Source organism: Citrobacter sp. RHB21-C05, from assembly GCF_013889015.1.
In the GTDB taxonomy this organism is placed as follows: Bacteria; Pseudomonadota; Gammaproteobacteria; order Enterobacterales; family Enterobacteriaceae; genus Citrobacter_A; species Citrobacter_A sedlakii.
The window spans coordinates 641,406-662,080 of the sequence record NZ_CP057611.1; the positions used below are offsets into that span (position 1 = coordinate 641,406).

Below are 20,675 nucleotides of genomic sequence, written 5' to 3' on the forward strand. Positions count from 1 at the left end.
ATCGTTAAAAGCGATTTATCAGAAAGCGTTTAAAATAAAAAGTGATCAATATCATAAAGTTACTGAGATTCCGACCGATAAGAAATGCTATTTGAGAAAAACGATCTCCGGGAGGGGAAATATGTTTTTGCGTAACGTGAAAATTCGTTCAAAGTTATTTATCGCGTTTGGTTTGTTTATTGTGCTGATGATGGTGAGTTCCGGTTTGTCGATATTTAGCCTGGAGCGTGCGAATCGTGGTATGCAAAACATCCTGACCGACGATTATCCGATCACGGTAAAAGCCAACAAACTTATCGACAATTTTCAGGAGTATGTCAGTACGCAACAACTGATGCTGATGGATGAAGAAGGGCGTTGGACAGGGGCTTCGCAGGCCCGGCTCGACGCGATAAGCCAGCAGATTAGCCTTCTGCTGGACGAGCTAAGCGCGGCGCCGCTCGACGATAAATCGAAAACGGTGATAGCAGACATTCGCGACGTGCGTGAGCAGTATCTTGCCTCGCAGCACCGTATCCAGGCGGCGGTGCAAAGTCACAACCGTCAGGCGGCAATGCAGGAGATGATGACCACCACGGTAAACGTGCAGCAGGCGTATAAAGATAAAGTGATGGCGTTGATTGCCATCGAAGACGCGCAGATGCTGAGTGCAGGCGAGCAAGTGGAGAGCGATTTTAAAGCCAACCGGATCCTGCTTGTCGCCCTGGCGTTGGCAGGCATTGTCGCTGGCTGCGTTATGGGGCTGTACATCGTGCGTTCCATTACCCGACCGCTGGACGACGCTGTCCAGTTTGCCGAAGCGATCGCCGAGGGCGACCTGACCCGCACTATCACCTGCGAACAGCGGGACGAAACCGGCGTATTGCTGCAGGCGCTGATGACCATGAAAAACCGCCTGCAAGAGATTGTGCAGGAGGTACAAAACGGCTCGGAGAATATTTCCAGCGCGGCGGCGCAGATTGTGGCTGGCAACCAGGATCTGGCGGCGCGTACCGAAGAGCAGGCCAGCTCGGTTGAACAAACTGCCGCGTCGATGGAACAGATCACCGCGACGGTGAAAAACACAGCGGAGCATACCGGAGAAGCGACGAAGCTCTCTGCGGGGGCGGCGACCGTAGTGAAAAACAACGGTGAAATGATGAATCAGGTCACGCAAAAAATGCGCGTCATAAATGAAACCGCTAACCGCATGTCCGACATCATCAATCTGATTGACTCTATTGCCTTCCAGACCAACATACTGGCGCTGAACGCTGCGGTAGAAGCGGCGCGTGCGGGTGAACACGGGCGTGGGTTCGCGGTAGTGGCGGGTGAAGTGCGGCAGTTGGCGCAGAAAAGCGCTTCGTCCGCCAGCGAGATCCGTAGTCTGATTGAAGATTCCACCGGTCAGACTCAGGAGGGAATGCTGCTGGTCGAAAAAGCGAATGCGCTAATCAATGGTATGGTGAGCAATGTAGAGGAAATGGACGTGATCCTGCGGGAAATCGGCCAGGCCAGTCGCGAACAGACCGACGGAATTTCGCAGATCAACAGCGCGATTGGCCTGATCGACGCCACCACGCAACAGAACTCCTGTCTGGTGGAGGAGTCCGTTGCCGCGGCAGCGTCACTGAATGAGCAGGCGCTTCACTTAAAAGAGCTGGTGAAAGTGTTCCGTGTCAGGGAAGACGACGCGCAGCCTGCTTAATCCAGTTGAGTGATTTCCAGCGCCGCGCGGTCGATCACGCCAGTGATCTGTTTTAACTGCGCGTCGCTGAGATTCCCTTGATTCACTTTCAGGTCCAGCACCGCCTTGAAATTGTCCAGCGCCCGCTTCATCTGCGGATTCTTACGCAGTTCAGCGCCAACATTACGCGCAGTGATCCGCGCCTGAATGTGTCCGAGGTGTTCCTGGTTCTCCTCCAGCCATTGTGCGCCGGACGCGGTAAGGGTGATTTTCTTCCGTCCGCCGTCTTCTTCGCTAATGGTGATAAGCGCCTGCTCCTGTAAAAAATCGAGCGTTGGATAGATCACGCCCGGGCTGGGGGTATAGTTCCCTTGAGTCAAATTTTCGATAGCTTTGATCAGCTCGTAGCCATGACTGGCCTCACGGGAGAGGATATCCAGAATCACCAGACGCAGCTCGCCATGTCCGAAGAAGCGTTGGCGTCTTCCACCGCCTCTGCCATGACGTTGCCCACACCCGCCATGATGATGACCTTCGCCGTTACACCCGCCGTGATGATGATTTTCGCCATTACATCCGCCGTGTTGATGACCTTCGCTGTGACAGCCGCCCTGGTGGCGACCTTCGCCGGAACAGCAGCCCTCATGATGCTCCCCTTCGCCGTTGCAGCAACCCTCGTGATGATGTCGCATAAGTTTCTCCTGATGTTTATTAGATATATCTAATTTATATCTAAATTCTTGATTTTGGCAAGCTGAGCAATGAAAATTTTATAATCTATTGAATTTAATGCTTATTTATGGCGAGTGAGGCAGTATAAAACAGTATCGAAAAATAGCTTGCAATCATCTTGATTAGCAATCATTATCATTTAAAGATTAAATTCGATATATCTGATTATTTCCCGAAGGCAGCGACATGACCGACATCACCTCACGTTATCCTCAACGCGTGCGCAACGAATTGCGTTTTCGCGAACTTACCGTTTTGCGCGCGGAACGTATCAGCGCAGGCTTTCAACGCATTGTACTGGGCGGCGACGCGCTGAAAGGCTTTTGCTCACACGGCTTTGACGATCACACGAAAGTCTTTTTCCCCCAGGCTGGCGCTCCGTTTGTCCCTCCAACGGTCACTGACGAAGGCATTGTCTGGGGAGAGGGCGCACGCCCGGCGTCCCGTGACTACACGCCGCTTTACGATGATGCGCGTCATGAACTGGCGCTGGATTTCTTCATTCACGATGGCGGCGTGGCGAGCCGTTGGGCGATGCAGGCTCGCGAAGGGGACACGCTGACCATCGGCGGGCCGCGTGGTTCGCTGGTGGTGCCGGAGGATTATGCATACCAGGTTTATGTTTGCGATGAGTCAGGCATGCCCGCGCTGCGTCGGCGTCTGGAAGCGCTCAGCCGCTTGCCGGTCAGGCCGTCGGTGAACGCGCTGGTGAGCGTCAAGGATCCTGCTTATCGGGATTACCTGGCGCATCTTGACGGGTTCAACATCGAATGGCTGGCGCACGACGAGCAGGCGATTGATGCGCGACTGGCGCAATTGTCGGTGCCAGCGGCAGATTACTTTATCTGGGTCACCGGAGAAGGAAAGGTGGTCAAAAACCTCAGCCGCCGTTTCGAAAGCGATGCGTTTGACCCGCAGTTGGTGCGCGCGGCGGCCTACTGGCATCGAAAATAAGGCCGTCCGTGGCCCCATTGTTGCAGGCCGGGTAAGGTGTTTTCGCACCACCCGGCAAAAAGCCGATGTCAGAAAATTCGCCAGGATATTTCGTTCTGCCATTAAGATTATCCTAAATAATGGGGGTAATTTAGTCGACCGTTTACCGTAACGTTTTATTATTTTCACATTAACTGGAAAATTTAGGACTTTTCAGTTCCAAAAAACTATAAATCCATCGCGACTGCCGTTAGGATAGCTTTTCCAAAATTACTGACTCGCTATATCATGTTCTACACAAAAGTCTTCATGTTGCTGTGTGCATTAAGCATTGGCACCTTTCTTTTTCTTTCAATTCGCTATTTGCTGACGTCGCCGTTTAGTACGAATAATCTGTTGTCCGAACAGCGAATGCGTGACCAGCGTATTATTGAGGAGATTCTTCACGTTTGGCCCTATGAAGAAACAGTGGGCTGTACGCAGTACTATTTGCATCCGGCGATTATTCATCAAATCTCACATCGCATGGAGCAGGCTGAAAAATTTAACGATAGCGACTATCGCCTGCATGATGAAACGATAGAGCTGGCGAAACGTGAATTCATTTCTTCGATCATCGAACTTAATTATACAATATACGCATTCCTGCTCTCTGAAGGCTCGGAATACAACGACTATCGCGACAAAATAGGCATCAAGTCGCAATTGATGATCGAAAAGTACGACCGCTTTCTTTTCACCTGTAAGCGGAAAAACCACACCGTTTTACTCCCTTCCTGATTTCCCGCATTAACACGCTCACCTCGGCATGGATGCTAACTGATTGGAATAATATTGTTTCTAATTTGTTATTCATCTGAAAACTGATCCGGTTTAATTTTAGTCAGGGATGAACAATACTGATGAATCTCTGCGCACCCTATGGCTTTTTAGTTCAAAATTTCAGCAAGTAAAGGGCTTTTCAGAGTGTTTAAGATCTTTGGTTGAAATATCATGTTCTTGTTTTTATTAGTTTTAGTTCTTCATGGTTACAATCAGAAATCATTTAAGATGAATTAAGGTTATTTTTCTTTCCTCGTTTACCCCGACACCTCAGAATATTCTTCAACCCGTGATGCCAGCGATAGGTAACGCTTACCCTGAATACCCGGGAAAGTGTCTTTTCTGGACGCTGGAAAATGTCATACAGACGTAGTGATGATGACGTTTTTCAACTTTGTTTGTCACGGACAGGTATATGTCGTTATCAGTGTGGGCATTATTTAAGCTCAGGGGAGACTGACCGTTAAATTCAGCGGAATGCGCTGAAAACACATTGATAAGGGCATATCTCATAGCAGGCTTAGTTATTTTCCATATCGCTCTGAAAAAGAAAAGTGTGGAGGCATCGATCAGCCTGAAAAAAGCCATTTTAATTAGGATATGTGTTGTGAGTATGCGTTTTGTTTTTTCATTGGTGACGTTAACCCTTGCACTTTGCGGCGCTTCTGTTTCTTGCTTCGCGGCATTAGCGAATGTTGAAGAGACGAATCTGAAAGAAAGTATTTTATTTGCTTTAGATCGCGACCCGGCAATTAGCCGTCAGGCCGCGCAAATGGGAATCGGCCAGGCAATGACAAAAGAGGCGAAAAGCGGCTGGATGCCGCAAATTGGCTTAACGGCGAGTACCGGTCACAGCCAGACAACGGATTCCAGTGGCTCGTTAAATAATTCTGCAGCCTGGGGAATTACCGTTACGCAATTAGTGTATGACTTTGGTAAAACCAATAGCGCTATTGCCCAGTCGGAAGCGCAATACGAAAGTTATCGCTATCAGTTGATGGCCACCCTTTCGGAAGTGGCGGAAAAAGCCGCGCAGGGTTATGTCGAAGTGAAACGCTATAGCGCCTTAGTGAATGCGGCGCGGGAGAACATCGCCGCGCTGGAGAAAATTCAGCATCTGGCGCAGCTGCGCGCTGGCGCAGGTCTTAGCTCGACCTCTGACGATCTGCAAACCCAGACCCGCATTGCCGGGATGCGAGCGACGCTGGAGCAGTACGACGCCGCGTTGCAAAAAGCGAAAGCGGTGCTGGCGGTACAGACCGGTATCAGCGCCCATCGTTACGCCCGTCTGCCGGAGAACCTGGAAGCCAAACAGGTCGCCGTTGACGATATCGATTATTCCAGAATCCCTGCCGTGCTGTCCGCACGCGCTATGGTGACATCCGCACAGCACGGCATTGATCGGGCGAAAGCCCAACATCTGCCCACGCTCAGCCTGAAAGCGGGACGCACCCGTTATGAATCTGACAATCGCGGCTACTGGGACGATCAAATCCAGCTCAGCGTGGATGCGCCGCTGTATCAGGGGGGGGCGGTTTCCGCGCGCGTTGATCAGGCGCAGGGGGCAAAGGCGATGGCCGCTTCAGAAGAAGAAAAAGCGCGATTCGACATTCTGCAAAAAGCCTCATCGGCAATGGCGGACTGGAAAGGCGCACGCGGTCGTGAAGATGCCGGCAAATTCCAGCTGGTTAACGCCATGCAAACCCGCAGCGTTTACAAAAACGAATACACCCTGAGCAAAAAAAGCATCAACGACCTGCTGAGCGTCGAACAGGACGTCTGGCAGGCGCAATCTTCACGCATTAATGCTGAATACGACGGCTGGAGCGCCGCCATTCAGTACGCCACGGCAGTCGACAACCTGTTGCCCCTTATCGGGATTGAAAAACAGGCATCTAAAAAATTGCCCGATCTCTAATCCATTTTACTCGCAGCACCATGACCTCAGGGACGCGACCCGCAAGCGTAGTACTGATTAACTGACCTTTATGAGCCAGACTATGAATACATTAAAAACCGCAAACATTATCAATCGTCACACCGCGAAAAAAACCGTCCTGTCGGGCGAAGGCAACCTTTCCGTCGCAGTATCCGGCGCTTCCGTGATCGAAATCCTCGGTTCCGCTCAGGATGTGGCCCGCTACGTCCGCCAGGGCAACGACCTGCTGATCTACATGAAAGACGGCAGCGTGATTCGTTGCAGCGGCTATTTCACCGAAGATCCCGAGTCGAAACTGCACTCTGAACTGGTTTTCAATGATGAAACGGGACTGACCCACGTGACCTTTGACGATGTGGGCAATGTTGCCAGCCTGGACGCGGTTGAGCTGACGGCGCATGCGACGCCGATCGACAGCATCGAACCGTTGATGGCGGAAGCCGCCAGCGAAGAGAATGATTTTCCGTGGGCATGGCTGGCTGGTGCCGCGTTGGGCGGCGGCGCGATTGGCGCGCTGCTGGCTAATGATGACGGCGGTGAAACGAAAACAGTCACAGTGACCGAAACTGAAACCGTTGATAACACCAAAAATACGCCAACCTACATGGTCACCGATAATCAGGGCGACAAACAGGGCGGTCTGACCGCCAATGCCACGACCGACGATAACACGCCGACCTTCAGCGGGACCGGCCATCCGGGCGCGACAATTCAAATCAAAGACAGCAACGGCAACACCATCGCCAGTACAATGGTCGATGCAAATGGGGTCTGGACGGTACTGCTGCCCACGCAGACCGACGGCGTACATACCTGGTCTGTCGTGCAAATCAACGGTAGCGAGTCCACCTCAGCGGGCAAAATTACGGTCAATGTCGATACCACGCAGGCAACCCTCACGCTGGCGACAACGGCTAACGATAATGTGATTAACGCCAGTGAACAGTCTGCCGGGTTTACGCTGTCAGGCAGTAGCAGTCATCTGGCGCAGGGCACGCAACTGACCGTCACGCTAAACGGTAAAATCTATCTCACCCGCGTCGACGCGAACGGGGAGTGGCAGATCAACGTCCCGGCGGCGGATGCCGCTGCGTTGGCTGACGGGAGCTGGACGGTGAGCGTTAGCGGTCAGAATGCGGCGGGCAATACGGTGACGGGCACTCAGGTGATCGCTGTCGACACACAGGCGCCGCTGCTGTCGATGGATAGCATCGCCGTTGATCAGATCCTCAATGCCGTTGAGCACAACGCGTCCCTGGCATTAAGCGGAAAAACCACTGCCGAAGCCGGGCAGACGGTCACACTGACGCTGAATGGCCAAACCTATACCGCCCTTGTGACGAACGAGGGGACCTGGGCGCTGACGGTGGACGCCGCAGACGTTCAGGCGCTGGCGAATGGCGATCATTCATTGACGGTTTCAGTGAGCGATAAAGCCGGGAACGCGGCGGATTTCTCCGATCAACTGACTGTCGACACCACCGCGCCGATCCTGACGGTCAATCCCGTAGCTGGCGATAATATCCTTAATGATGATGAGCAGGATGTCGCTCAACTGATTTCAGGAATGGCGAACGGCGCCGCGCCCGGCGACGTCGTGACCGTTCAGTTTGGTGATCAGACCTTTACTGGCGTGGTACAGGCAGACGGCAGCTGGAGCGTGGGCGTTCCGGCCTCGTTGTTTAATTCCATGAGCAACGGGCAGCACACCATTACCGTGACGGTGACCGATGCGGCGGGCAATACCAGCACAGCCACCCACGATGTGACTCTCAACAGCCTGGCCGTCGGGATCACCGTCGATACTATTAGCCAGGACAACGTACTTAACGCCCAGGAGTCGATGCAGCCGCTGACCTTAAGCGGCGCCAGTACTCTCACGGACGGCAGCACCCTGACCGTGATGCTCAACAATATCGCCTATACCGCAACGGTTAACGGTGGCGTCTGGTCTGTTCAGGTGCCGGTTTCTGATGTACTGAACCTTGCCAATACCCTCTATCATGTCACCGTTAGCGGCACGGACGCCACCGGTAACAGCGGCACGACCAGCGCATCCTTCCTCGTCGACACGGCGCTGCCGCAGGTGGTCATTAATCACTTCGCCACCGACAACCTGGTGAACCACGCGGAAACGCAAAGCGACCAGATTTTAAGCGGTCGTGTCATCCATGCCGCGGCGGGCGATACGGTCACCGTTCAGGTCGGCGGAAAAAGCTACAGCGCTACCGTGGAAAATGATCTGAGCTGGAAGGTGACCATTCCGGCCAACGACCTGCAACACTTTGGCGATGGCGACCTCACCTTTACCGCTTCCGTAACCAACAGTCACGGCAATACCGGGACCGGCGATCGCGATATCAGCATTAATGCGTCGCTGCCGGGCCTGCGTATTAATACGCTTTCTGGCGACGACATTGTTAACGCCATCGAACACCATCAGGATCTGGTGGTGAGCGGTAGCAGCAGCCATCTGGCGGCGGGTACGCTGGTCACGGTGTCTATCAATAACGTGAATTATCAAGCGGTGGTGAGCAGCAACGGGGGTTGGCAGATTGGTGTTCCGGCAAGCGACTTGCAAAACTGGAACGCAGGACAACTGACCGTAACGGCCAGCGCACAGGATGGCTGGGGCAACCCCGTGTCCGTTGATCATCCGGTTGAGCTGGATCTTGAACCGGTGGCAATTACGATCAATACCGTTGCCGCAGACGATCTCATTAACGCCGCGGAGAAAGGCGCAGACCTGCTGCTTTCAGGGCAAACTCAGGGCGTGGAAGCGGGTCAAACTGTGGTGGTGAAATTCGCTGACCAGACTTTTACGGCACAGGTTCAGGCGGACGGTTCCTGGCGCGTGACTGTACCGTCATCGGCGATGGATTTACTGACCGACAGCCGCGAACAGATTGGCGTAAGCGTGACTAACGTCAGTGGCAACACGGCCAGTGCGAGCCATACCGTCACCCTGGACTCCCACGCGCCGGTGATCGCCATCAGCACCATCGCGGCAGACGATATCCTGAACGCCACGGAAGCGCAGGCGGATCTGCTGATCGGCGGTACCACTAATGCTCCGGCAGGCCAGGTGGTGACCGTGACGATTGGCGGCACAGGCTACACCACCCAGGTGGAAGCTAACGGCAGCTGGAGCGTGACCGTCCCGGCAGCGGACGTGGCGTCCCTCGCCAGCGGCACCGTAACGGCCAGCGTGGCAGACGCCGCCGGTAACACCGGCTCGGCCAGCCATACCCTGACCGTCGACACCGCCGCGCCGGTGGTGACCATCAACACCGTGGCGACCGACGACATCATCAACAGCGCCGAACACGGCCAGACGCAGCTGGTCAGCGGCGCCGTCACCGGTGCGGCGGCGGGCGATGCGGTCGTCGTCACCATTAACAACAAAACCTACACCACGGTGGTGGACGCGGCGGGTAACTGGAGCGTCGGCGTTCCGGCGGCAGATATCACCGCGCTGAACGACGGCACCACCACCGTGTCAGTGACCGTCACCAGTGCCGCAGGCAACAGCGGCTCGGCCACCCACGATGTGACGGTGAACACCGCCGCACCGGTGGTGACCATCAACAGCGTGACCGCCGACGACGTGATCAACGCCGCCGAGCAGGGCGCGGACCTGACGCTCTCCGGCACCACCACAAACGTGGAAGCCGGCCAGAACGTCACCGTCACCTTTGGCGGCAAAACATATACCGCCAGCGTTGACAGTAACGGAGCATGGACGCTGGTCGTCCCGGCTGCGGATCTGGCTGGTCTGAGCGACGGCAGCGCCCGCGTGGAGGCCAGCGTCAGCAACACCGCAGGTAACTCCGCGTCGGCCACCCACGACTACAGCGTGGATACGGGCGCGCCGGTGATCGCCATCAGCACCATCGCGGCAGACGATATCCTGAACGCCACGGAAGCGCAGGCGGATCTGCTGATCGGCGGTACCACTAATGCTCCGGCAGGCCAGGTGATGACCGTGACGATTGGCGGCACCGGCTACACCACCCAGGTGCAGGCGAACGGCAGCTGGAGCGTGACTGTTCCGGCAGCGGATGTTCCCGCGCTCAGCAGCGGTGCGGTCACCGCGACCGTCTCCGACGCCGCCGGTAACACCGGCTCGGCCAGCCATACCCTGACCGTTGACACTGCCGCCCCGGTGGTGACCATCAACACCGTGGCGACCGACGATATCATCAACAGCGCCGAACACGGCCAGACGCAGCTGGTCAGCGGCGCCGTCAGCGGTGCGGCGGCGGGTGATGCGGTAGTGGTCACCATTAACAACAAAACCTACACCACGGTGGTGGATGCATCCGGCAACTGGAGCGTCGGCGTCCCGGCGGCGGATATCACCGCCCTGAACGACGGTACGGCAACCATCAGCGTGACCGTCACCAGTGCCGCAGGCAACAGCGGTACTGCCACCCATGATGTGACGGTGAACACCGCCGTGCCGGTGGTGACCATTAACAGCGTGACCACCGACGACGTGATCAACGCCGCCGAGCAGGGCGCAGACCTGACGCTCTCCGGCACCACCACAAACGTGGAAGCCGGCCAGAACGTCACCGTCACCTTTGGCGGCAAAACATATACAACCAGCGTTGACAGTAACGGAGTATGGACGCTGGTCGTCCCGGCAGCGGAACTGGCTGGTCTGTCCGACGGCAGCGCCCGCGTGGAGGCCAGCGTCAGCAACACCGCAGGTAACTCTGCGTCGGCCACCCACGACTACAGCATCGACACCGATGCGCCGGTGATCGCCATCAGCACCATCGCGGCTGACGATATCCTGAACGCCACCGAAGCGCAGGCGGATCTGGTCATCAGCGGCACCACCACCGCCCCGGCGGGTCAGACGGTGACCGTGACGATTGGCGGCACCGTCTACACCACCCAGGTGCAGGCCAACGGCAGCTGGAGCGTGACCGTTCCGGCAGCGGATGTGGCCTCCATCACAACGGGGGCAGTGACGGCCAGCGTGGCAGACGCCGCCGGTAACACCGGTTCGGCCAGCCATACCCTGACCGTTGACACTGCCGCCCCGGTGGTGACCATCAACACCGTGGCGACGGACGACATCATCAACAGCGCCGAACACGGCCAGACGCAGATGGTCAGCGGCGCCGTCAGCGGTGCGGCGGCGGGTGATGCGGTCGTCGTCACCATTAACAACAAAACCTACACCACGGTGGTGGACGCGGCGGGTAACTGGAGCATCGGCGTCCCGGCGGCAGATATCACCGCCCTGAACGACGGCACCACCACTGTGTCAGTGACCGTCACCAGTGCCGCAGGCAACAGCGGTACTGCCACCCACGATGTGACGGTGAAAACCGCCGCACCGGCCATCACCATTAACAGCGTGACCGCCGACGACGTGATCAACGCCGCCGAGCAGGGCGCGGACCTGACGCTCTCCGGCGCCACCACAAACGTGGAAGCCGGCCAGAACGTCACCGTCACCTTTGGCAATAAGACATACACCGCCAGCGTTGACAGTAACGGAGCATGGACGCTGGTCGTCCCGGCAGCGGATCTGGCTGGTCTGACTGACGGCAGCGCCCGCGTGGAGGCCAGCGTCAGCAATGTGGCAGGTAACAGCGCATCGGCCACCCGCGACTACAGCATCGACACGGATGCGCCGGTTATCTCCATCAGCACGATCTCCGCGGATGACGTACTGAACGCGGCGGAACAGCAGCAGCCGCTTACCGTGCAGGGCAACACCAGCGCAGAAGCGGGGCAGACCGTAACGGTAACGCTGAATGGCGCTAATTACACCGCGCAGGTGCAGGCGAACGGCACCTGGAGCGTCACCGTGCCTGCCACCGATCTGGCCGGGTTAAGCGACGGTCCGCTGACGGTTTCCGCTGTCGTCAGCGACAAGGCGGGAAATGAAAGTCAGGCTGCCCATAATCTGACAGTGGATGCCAGCGCGCCGGTTATTACCGTCAATACGGTGGCGGGCGACAACATCATCAACAGTGGCGAGCAACGAGCCGGACAGACCCTCAGCGGCACCACAACTGCCGAACCGGGACAGACGGTAACCCTGACCTTTAACGGGCACACGTATCAGACGACGGTAGATACCAGCGGCAACTGGTCGCTATTCGTCCCGGCGGGCGATTTTACCGGCCTGGCGGACGGTAACTATGTCATCTCCGTCACCGTTAACGACGCGGCGGGTAATGCAGGTAACGTCACGCACAACGTTATCCTGAACGGTGATGTGCCGACTATCGCCATTGATGCCATCAGCACCGATGATGTGATCAATGCCGCAGAGCAAGGTGCTCCGTTGACTCTCAGCGGTACGACGGACGCGCCTGCAGGCCAGACGGTGACCATCACGCTTAACGGCAATCGCTATACCGCGGTGGTCGACAGCAACGGACAGTGGAGCTGCGTAGTAAGCAGCGTCGACGTCGCCGCGCTGGCGGACGGCACGGCGTATACGGTAAATGCGCAGGTCAGCAATACCATTGGCAACAGCGCCAGCGCCGATCGGGTAATGAACGTCGATCTGACCGCGCCAGCCCAGATCATCAACATTGATGCCGTGCAGGGCGACAGCGGCCTGAGCGGCAGCGACTTCATGACTAACAGCAATCTGGTGGTACTGGACGGCTCGCTCAGCGCATCGCTCGCCAGTGGCGAAACCGCGCAGATCAGTCTTGATGGCGGGACAACCTGGATCGATCTGTTGGTGAACGGCACACAGTGGTCTTACGCCGACGGTCGTAGCCTGGCGGACGGCGGTTATCTGTACATTGTGCGAGTGATTGATGCGGCGGGTAACGTCGGATCGGTCGACAGCCAGTCGGTGCGGGTAGACACCACGCCGCCAGCCGTAACGCTGATCTCTGTTGATGCGATCACCCAGGATACCGGGCTGTCGACAAGCGATTACATTACGCATGACAACCAGATTTCCCTGCAAGGCTCGCTGAACGCGGCGATCGCCAGCGGTGAACATGTGCAGATCAGCCTTGATGGCGGCAACACCTGGACTGACGTCAGCGTCAGCGGACTGAGTTGGTCGTTTGCCGACGGGCGCACGCTCGCCGACGGCGATTATATTTATCAGCTGCGCGTGATCGACCAGGCGGGTAACGTCAGCGCGACCACCAGCCAGACGGTGACCGTGGATACTTTGGTACCGGACGCGACGAAAACCATCGTCTTTGACAGCATTACGGACGACAGTGGTCTGAGCAGTAGTGACTTTATTACGAAAGACACCTCGCTCAGTCTGCAGGGATCGCTGGGCGCGACGCTGGCACCGGGCGAGATCGTCCAGATCAGCCTCGATGGCGGCGCCACCTGGCAGAACGTTACGGTGATTGGCAATAGCTGGTCGTTTGCCGATGGGCGTACGCTGGGCGAAGGCGTTCATGATTACTGGGTCCGCGTGATCGATACCGCCGGAAACATTGGCGCGACCGCGCACCAGCAGGTGTCCGTCGATCTGACCCCGCCGGACAGCGCGATCACGGTCAGCATCGACAGTATCTCTACGGATACCGGTTACAGCAGCAGCGACTTCCTGACCAACGATACCTCGCTGACCCTCAGCGGCTCCCTTGGCGCGCCGCTTGCCGCAGGCGATCGCGTACAGATTAGCGTCGATAACGGCCTGACCTGGCATGATGTCGTGACGAACGGCAACAGTTGGCATTATGTCGATTCGCGCACGCTGCCGGAAGGCGATCAGACTTACCAGGTCCGCGTTGTCGATGTGGCGGGTAACGTGGGCGCGACAACGAACCAGGTTGTCACCGTCGATCTGACCGCATCCACCAACGCGGCGAATATCCACAGTTATACCGACGACGTTGCCTCTTCACGCGGCGAGTTCGCGGCAGGCACCACAACCGACGATCGTATGCCGGTGCTGAACGGCACGCTGACGACAGGTCTGCTGACCGGGGAAATGGTGCGTATTTACCGCGCCGACGGCACACTGGTCGGCGAAGCGGACGTCAACGGCACCGACTGGACGTTCCAGTTGAACGAACCGTTGGTTGACGGCGAAAAAGGGGAGTTCTATGCGGTTGTCGTCGATGCCGCTGGCAACGAAGGCGCGCAGTCGCCGGTATTTGATTTCACTGTCGACCTCAAAATGTATGCCGATACCCAGAATACGCTGGATACCACGCCGATTATTACAGGGCGCGTGGACTTTGAAATCCTGCCGGGCGAATACGTGGAGGTGACGATCAATAACGTCGTGTACAGCTCACGCAACGGCGCGGTGGTCATTGACCCAAAAAACAGCACCTGGTACGTGCAGCTGCCGGACAGCGACGCGCTGGCGCTGGGCACTTACGACGTGAAGGCCGCGCTGTTTAAAGCCGATGGCACGGAGATTACCCATGACGACACCACTGGTGAGCTGACGGTTTCGCCAACGCCGTCCATCACCTTTACGTCATCCGCGGCCTCTTCGGAAGATACCGGTACCGCGCTAACCCTGGGCGAAGATGGGACGTGGCGTATCCTCAGTAACTCGACGGTCTTTACCCAGAACGCGACGGATTCGACTACCCTGGGCTCGTTTGACTCGGTGGCGATCAGCGGACCAGATCGTCAGCAGCAGTCGTCGTTTATCGACTTCGACCGCGATGGCCTGATGGATATTCTCGGCGCGGACACCAGCTATGCCAACGGACAGCAGTCGTTCAAATACAACGCCGACGGCAGCTATACCGCCTTCCAGGTGGGCGCTTATGGCGTGTCGGGCCAGACTAACGATCCGAACGGCAACGTCTACGGCTGGTACGGCGGCGCAATGGGGATCGATATCAACGGCGACGGCTATGTGGATATGGTCTACGGCGATGAAACGCCGAACGACTCCGAAGGACGGGGCGGCTATGACTCCGGGTTTGTACTCAACACTGACGGCACCGTGATGGGGTTTGATAAGACCGGCGCTTATGTCTATACCAATAACTCGCAGGACGGCGTGGCTTCGACCAATGGCGGTAACCCGACGCCGGACCGTGAAGTATCGGGCGTTGACCTGAACAACGACGGTTACGTGGACATTACCTATCACGCAACCTCAGGCACCAGTACGACTTCGGCCGGAGGCACCAGTAGCTCCAACTCCCGTCTGGCGATCGTAACCAACGGCGTGGATGCTAACGGCAATATGACGCTGACCAATACCCAACTGATCACGGATGTGTTCAACGGGGATAACGCATCCGATAACCATTACACCACGCTAACCTGGTCCGATCTGAATGGCGATGGCTATATGGATCTGTTTGTTGCCGGGTTGACCGCCAAAGGCGGCGCCACCAGCGCCATCTTCTATAACGACGGCACCGGCAAACTCACCGCGGCGGCCAACGGCGCGGGCGTAGGGTCAAACGTGCAGACGCTGGGCGACAGCGTGAACAGTATGTCCTCGCTGGCAGTGGACTGGAACGGCGATGGCCGGATGGATCTGATCGAAATCGCCGGAGCGGCGGGATCGACCATCGCCACCAATACCAGCAACGTGGGACTGCTGTGGACCAACAACGGCGTGAACGGCAGCAACCAGGTTGACTGGTCTTCTCAGACTTTGCTAACCGGCGCGAACCAGGGCAGCACCAACATCACCACTGGCGCGTTGACGCTGGACCTGGATTATGACGGCGACAAGGATCTGGTGGTGTTCCGCGCCGCGGGCGGTAAAACGGAATACATCGAGAACACCAGCACCATCAGCAACGGCACGAGCATGATTTTGCGTATTGCCGATGCCAACGGGATTAACGCCTTCTATGGCAATACCGTGCTGTTGGTGGATGAGAGCACCGGCAAGGTGGTCAGCTCGCAGGTGATTAACCCGCAGGGCGGTGTGAACATGAACGACTCGTCAGGTCTGGTCTACTTCTACGGTCTGGACGCCAGCAAGTCGTACAGCGCGGTGCTGCTGGCGAACGGTCAGGATTACGGCGGCGTGTCGTCGGCGACGTTTGACGCTTCCGGCGTAGTGAACACGGTTGAAAACGTCAACGCTTCCTGGGGCGGCCTGACGGCGGTGGAGAAGAACCATGCGTACGTCCTGACAGCGGAAGACGGCGCGTCAGCGGCGAATAGCGCACTGGCGGCGACCGACGGCAGCAATACCGTGGGAATTGTTGGTACCGGCTACAACGATACGCTGAACGCTACCGCGGGCACCCATATCTATAACGGCGGCGGCGGTAGTCGCGTCGTGTCGGATGTGGACGTCTGGACCGCACAGGGCGGGATGGATGTGGTGGATTACACGCTGGCGGGCAGCGCTGCGCTGAACATCGATCTCAGCAACGGCGCGATGCAGAACACCGGTTTTGGTCAGGCACAGTTCGTCAACATTGAAGGGATTGCCGGAGGCAACGGTGACGATGCCTTTACCGGCAGTACCGGCGAAAACGTCTTCAACGGGCGCGGCGGTAACGATACTTTCAATATTGGCAACGGCGGACACGATACCCTGTTGTACAAGCTGATCAACGCCTCAGACGCCACTGGCGGCAACGGCAGCGACGTGGTCAACGGCTTTACCGTCGGCACCTGGGAAGGGACGGCGGATACCGATCGTATCGACCTGCGCGAACTGTTATCCGGCAGCGGCTACACCGGCAGCGGGTCAGCCACCTACGTCAATAGCGTCGCGACGCTGGATGCCCAGGCGGGGAATATCGAAGACTACGTCCGCGTGGTGCAGAACGGCAGCAACACCGAAATTCATGTGGATCTTGACGGTGCGGGCGGGGTCTCCGCCTCTACCACCGTGGTCACCCTGAACGGCGTACAAACCGACCTCGCCACCCTGCTGGCAAACCATCAGTTGGTGATTATGTAATAACCGACGTCCGGGGGAATCGCTTCCCCCGGCACACTTCGCGGTAAATACGCACTAGACTAAAAAATGAACAGCGCAGAGTGGATAACAGGTTTATCGCGCTGCGGCAGAAACGAGTATGAGCACACAATCCGTTATTCCTCACGCAATTCCGTTACGGCGCAATGTCGCAGAACAGGAACAGAATGCTATGAACACGCAGTCGCAATATGAACCCTGGTTACAGGCTATGATCGGCGTGGCGCAACATTATCGTCTCGACTACTCGCAGGAGCATGTTCGGGTGTCGATAAACTATGAAACTGACTCCCCGCGCGAGCTGGTGTTAAAAGATATGGCGCGCCAGCTGGGGCTGGGTTTGCGCAGGGGCGCAGCGAAAGTCTCGCATCTCGATCCGTGGCGTCTGCCGCTGATTGCGGAATTTAGCGAAGGGCAAATCGCCGTCATTACCCGCATGGACAACGACGGGAATATCAGCCTGCAGTTCAGCGGCGATGAAGGGCTGGAAACCGTATTACCGCGCGATGAATTAAGCGCGCGACTGAAAGCGTTATTTATTTTACGTCCGCTGGAATCCACGCCTGACGCGCGCGTTGATGATTACATTAAGCCGTATAAGAAAAACTGGTTCTGGCAGTTGGCGTTAAAAGACTGGCCTCGCTATATCGACATTATGGTGGTTGCGCTGGTGGCGAACGTGCTGGCGCTCTCTGGCATGATTTTTTCGATGCAGGTTTACGACCGCGTAGTGCCCTCGCAGTCTGAAACTACCCTGTGGGTGCTGTTTGGCGGGGTAATGCTGGCGATCCTGTTTGAATTTATTATGCGTATGCTGCGCGTCTATATTTCTGACGTGGTGGGCAAGCGGGCCGACTTGCGTATTTCAGAGCGCATTTTTGCTCATGCGATGCGGATTAAGAACGGCGCGCGATCCAAATCCACCGGATCGTTTATTGCCCAGATCCGCGAACTGGAGTCGGTGCGTGAGCTGATCACCTCAACCACCATCGCCGCGCTCTCCGATCTGCCCTTCTTCCTGCTGTTTGTCTTCATTTTATGGATGATTGGCGGTCCGCTGGTGCTGGTGGTGCTGATGGCGGTTCCGCTGCTGCTGATCCCCGGCCTGCTGGTGCAGCGTCCGCTGGGGCGGCTGTCCAGCGAGGGGATGCGCGAGTCGGCTATCCGTAACGCCACGCTGGTGGAAGCAGTACAGGGCATTGAAGATATCAAACTGATGCGCGCCGAACAGCGTTTTCAGAACCAGTGGAACAACACCAACTTTGTGGCCGCTGACGTCGGCATGCGCCAGCGCTGGCTGACCAGTCTGTTGCTGACCTGGACCCAGGAAGTGCAGTCCATTGTCTATGCGGTGGTGCTGCTGATTGGCTGTTATCTGGTCATTGCTGGTGATATGACCACGGGCGCGCTGGTCGGGACCTCGATTCTGGCCTCGCGCACTATCGCGCCGCTGTCGCAAATCTCTGGCGTGTTGTCGCGCTGGCAGTCGGCGAAGGTGGCGTTACAGGGGCTGGATGAGCTGATGCAGCGTCCGGTTGATGAGCCGCAGCAGGGCAAGAAAGTACATAAAGCGCACCTGCGCGGGCATTATCAACTGGAAAACGTCGCGTTTTACTACGACGAAGAAGAGAAAGTTAACGTGCTGACGGTGCCTTCGCTGAATATCAACGCCGGGGAGCGCGTGGCGCTGCTCGGTCGCAACGGCTCGGGTAAAAGTACGTTGCTGCAGGTGCTGGCGGGTATGCAGGAACCGCAGCAGGGGTCGGTGCTGCTCGACAATATCGCGCTCAATCACCTTGACCCGGCGGATCTGCGCCGCGATATGCAGTTGCTGAGCCAGCAGGCGCGCCTGTTCTTTGGCTCCATCCACGACAATATTACGCTCGGTAACCCCACGGCGACCGATGACGATATCCAGCAGGCGCTGGCGATCAGCGGCGCGCTCGAATTTGTGCGCAAGCAGAAAACCGGGCTGAACTATGTGATCAGCGAAGGCGGCGCCGGACTGTCGGGCGGACAACGTCAGGCGCTGCTGTTGGCGCGCGCGCTGCTGACGTCGCCGAATATTTTACTGCTGGATGAGCCCACTGCCTGGCTGGATGAAATTGGCGAGAGCCAGTTTATTCAGCACCTGAAGAACTGGCTGGGCAATACGCGAACGATGGTGGTGGCGACGCACCGTTTGCCGATCCTTGAACTGGTGGATCGCATTATCGTGCTCGATAACGGACGTATTGTCATGGACGGCCCGCGTGACGCCATTTTGCATAAACACGGTATGACGCCGCCGACGACAGGCAATGTGACCCGGATGCCGTCGAACAACCCAGGGAGAGCGTAAAATGCGCGATGTAAACCGTTTTAACAGTCGCCTCAGCGAGCCTAAACTGCCGCGCTCTTCCCTGATCGTCTGGTTCCTGTTTGCCCTGCTGGCGGCGTTTGTCGCCTGGGCGAGCTACTTTCATCTGGATGAAGTAACCACCGGTAGCGGCAAAGTGGTGCCATCGTCCCACGAGCAGGAGATCCAGTCGCTGGAAGGCGGCATTATCTACAAACTGCACGTGCGTGAAGGCGACATTGTGGAGAAAGGGCAAGTCCTGGCGCAGCTCGACCGGACGAAAACCGAGTCCGGCGTGCAGGAGAGCGAATCGAAACTGCATGCGGCGCTGGCGACCTCGGCGCGTTTGACGGCGGAAGTGAACGGCACCGAGCCGGTATTCCCGCCGGAGCTGAACAACGAGACGGCGCTGATAAACCAGGAGCGCGCGCTGTTTCTGTCCCGACGTGAAAGCCTGGAAAAAGGGATCCAGGGGCTGAAGCAGGGCATCGCGCTGATTGACGGCGAGCTGGCGCTCACCCAACCGCTGATCAAACAGGGCGCAGCCAGCCAGGTGGAAGTGCTGCGCCTGCGCCGGCAAAAGAATGAGATGGAAAATAAGATCGCCGAGCTGCAAACCCAGTATTACGTGCGCGCCCGTGAAGAGCTGGCGAAGGCCAACGCTGAAATCGAGACCGAGCGGTCAGTGATGCGCGGGCGGGAAGATTCGCTGACCCGCCTGACCTTTAACGCCCCCGTGCGCGGCATTGTGAAAGATATCGACGTCACGACCGTGGGCGGTGTGATCGCCCCAGGCGGCAAGCTGATGAGCCTGGTGCCGTTAGACGATCAGATCCTGATTGAAACGAAAATCCTGCCGCGCGATGTTGCGTTTATCCATCCGGGACAGGAAGCGATGGTAAAGATTACCGCTTACGATTACTCCATTTATGGCGGCATCAACGGCGTGGTGACGCTCATTTCGCCGGATACGATTCAGGATGAAGTCAAACGCGATCTCTACTATTACCGGGTTTACATTCGCACCAACAGCAATCATTTAATTAATAAACAGAAAAAAGCCTTTCCGGTGTTTCCCGGCATGATTGCCACCGTGGATATCAAAACCGGCAATAAAACGGTGCTGGAGTATCTGCTGAAACCGCTGAACAAGGCGAAAGAAGCCATGCGGGAAAGATAACGACAGCCCGCAGTGGACAACGGTCCGCCGGGGAATTTCAGGGCGGACCAGCAGCTTTTTTATGTCAATGCCACTCCGCAGAGAGATGGACAGGCAAACGTGTAAAAATTCCTGTACAACGAGGGCGGTTATTTGTGCGCTTCATCAGATTCTTACCAAAAATTGGCAAATGTGTCTCTTGAA

8 protein-coding genes are annotated in these 20,675 nt (G+C 57.0%); 7 read left to right on the top strand and 1 reads right to left on the bottom strand.

Features of this window, described 5'->3' with window-relative positions; all coding sequences use genetic code 11:
* The first annotated feature begins 121 nt into the window (after window positions 1–121).
* Entirely contained in the window at window positions 122–1,687 is a 1,566-nt protein-coding gene (locus HVX72_RS03085) for a methyl-accepting chemotaxis protein (protein WP_181822513.1), read from the top strand.
* On the opposite strand, the gene HVX72_RS03090 is transcribed toward HVX72_RS03085, so the two are convergent.
* Window positions 1,684–2,358, bottom strand: coding sequence for a PadR family transcriptional regulator (locus HVX72_RS03090; protein ID WP_181822514.1), 675 nt, complete (start codon window positions 2,356–2,358; stop codon window positions 1,684–1,686). The two genes, HVX72_RS03085 and HVX72_RS03090, sit on opposite strands and share 4 nt — an antisense overlap.
* A gap of 226 nt (window positions 2,359–2,584) precedes the next feature.
* Between HVX72_RS03090 and HVX72_RS03095 the strand changes: the two genes are divergently transcribed.
* From HVX72_RS03095 to HVX72_RS03120, 6 genes are all read left to right on the top strand, one after another.
* Entirely contained in the window at window positions 2,585–3,352 is a 768-nt protein-coding gene (locus HVX72_RS03095) for a siderophore-interacting protein (protein WP_181822515.1), read from the top strand.
* A 390-nt stretch (window positions 3,353–3,742) separates the two neighbouring features.
* Window positions 3,743–4,111 carry a hypothetical protein gene (locus HVX72_RS03100; RefSeq protein ID WP_220186091.1) on the top strand — a complete coding sequence of 123 codons (369 nt, stop codon included), beginning with the start codon at window positions 3,743–3,745 and terminating at the stop codon, window positions 4,109–4,111.
* A 655-nt stretch (window positions 4,112–4,766) separates the two neighbouring features.
* A complete protein-coding gene (locus HVX72_RS03105) occupies window positions 4,767–6,071 on the top strand; it encodes a TolC family outer membrane protein (RefSeq protein ID WP_042292970.1) in 1,305 nt (434 codons plus the stop codon).
* Between the two features lie 82 nt (window positions 6,072–6,153).
* The gene (locus HVX72_RS03110; RefSeq protein ID WP_233459265.1) at window positions 6,154–16,956 is read left to right on the top strand and encodes an Ig-like domain-containing protein; all 10,803 of its coding nucleotides are present in this window, start codon (window positions 6,154–6,156) and stop codon (window positions 16,954–16,956) included.
* Window positions 16,957–17,146: 190 nt separating this feature from the next.
* The gene (locus HVX72_RS03115) at window positions 17,147–19,315 is read left to right on the top strand and encodes a type I secretion system permease/ATPase (protein ID WP_181823233.1); all 2,169 of its coding nucleotides are present in this window, start codon (window positions 17,147–17,149) and stop codon (window positions 19,313–19,315) included.
* A gap of 1 nt (window position 19,316) precedes the next feature.
* Window positions 19,317–20,492, top strand: coding sequence for an HlyD family type I secretion periplasmic adaptor subunit (locus HVX72_RS03120; protein ID WP_181822518.1), 1,176 nt, complete (start codon window positions 19,317–19,319; stop codon window positions 20,490–20,492).
* Window positions 20,493–20,675: the final 183 nt, after the last annotated feature.

Bases quoted from the DNA above. Each gene is read 5' to 3' on its own strand.
- HVX72_RS03085 (WP_181822513.1), top strand. From the start codon at position 122: ATGTTTTTGCGTAACGTGAAAATTCGTTCAAAGTTATTTATCGCGTTT.
- HVX72_RS03115 (WP_181823233.1), top strand. From the start codon at position 17,147: ATGAACACGCAGTCGCAATATGAACCCTGGTTACAGGCTATGATCGGC.
- HVX72_RS03095 (WP_181822515.1), top strand. From the start codon at position 2,585: ATGACCGACATCACCTCACGTTATCCTCAACGCGTGCGCAACGAATTG.
- HVX72_RS03120 (WP_181822518.1), top strand. From the start codon at position 19,317: ATGCGCGATGTAAACCGTTTTAACAGTCGCCTCAGCGAGCCTAAACTG.
- HVX72_RS03105 (WP_042292970.1), top strand. From the start codon at position 4,767: ATGCGTTTTGTTTTTTCATTGGTGACGTTAACCCTTGCACTTTGCGGC.
- HVX72_RS03100 (WP_220186091.1), top strand. From the start codon at position 3,743: ATGCGTGACCAGCGTATTATTGAGGAGATTCTTCACGTTTGGCCCTAT.
- HVX72_RS03090 (WP_181822514.1), bottom strand. From the start codon at position 2,358: ATGCGACATCATCACGAGGGTTGCTGCAACGGCGAAGGGGAGCATCAT.
- HVX72_RS03110 (WP_233459265.1), top strand. From the start codon at position 6,154: ATGAATACATTAAAAACCGCAAACATTATCAATCGTCACACCGCGAAA.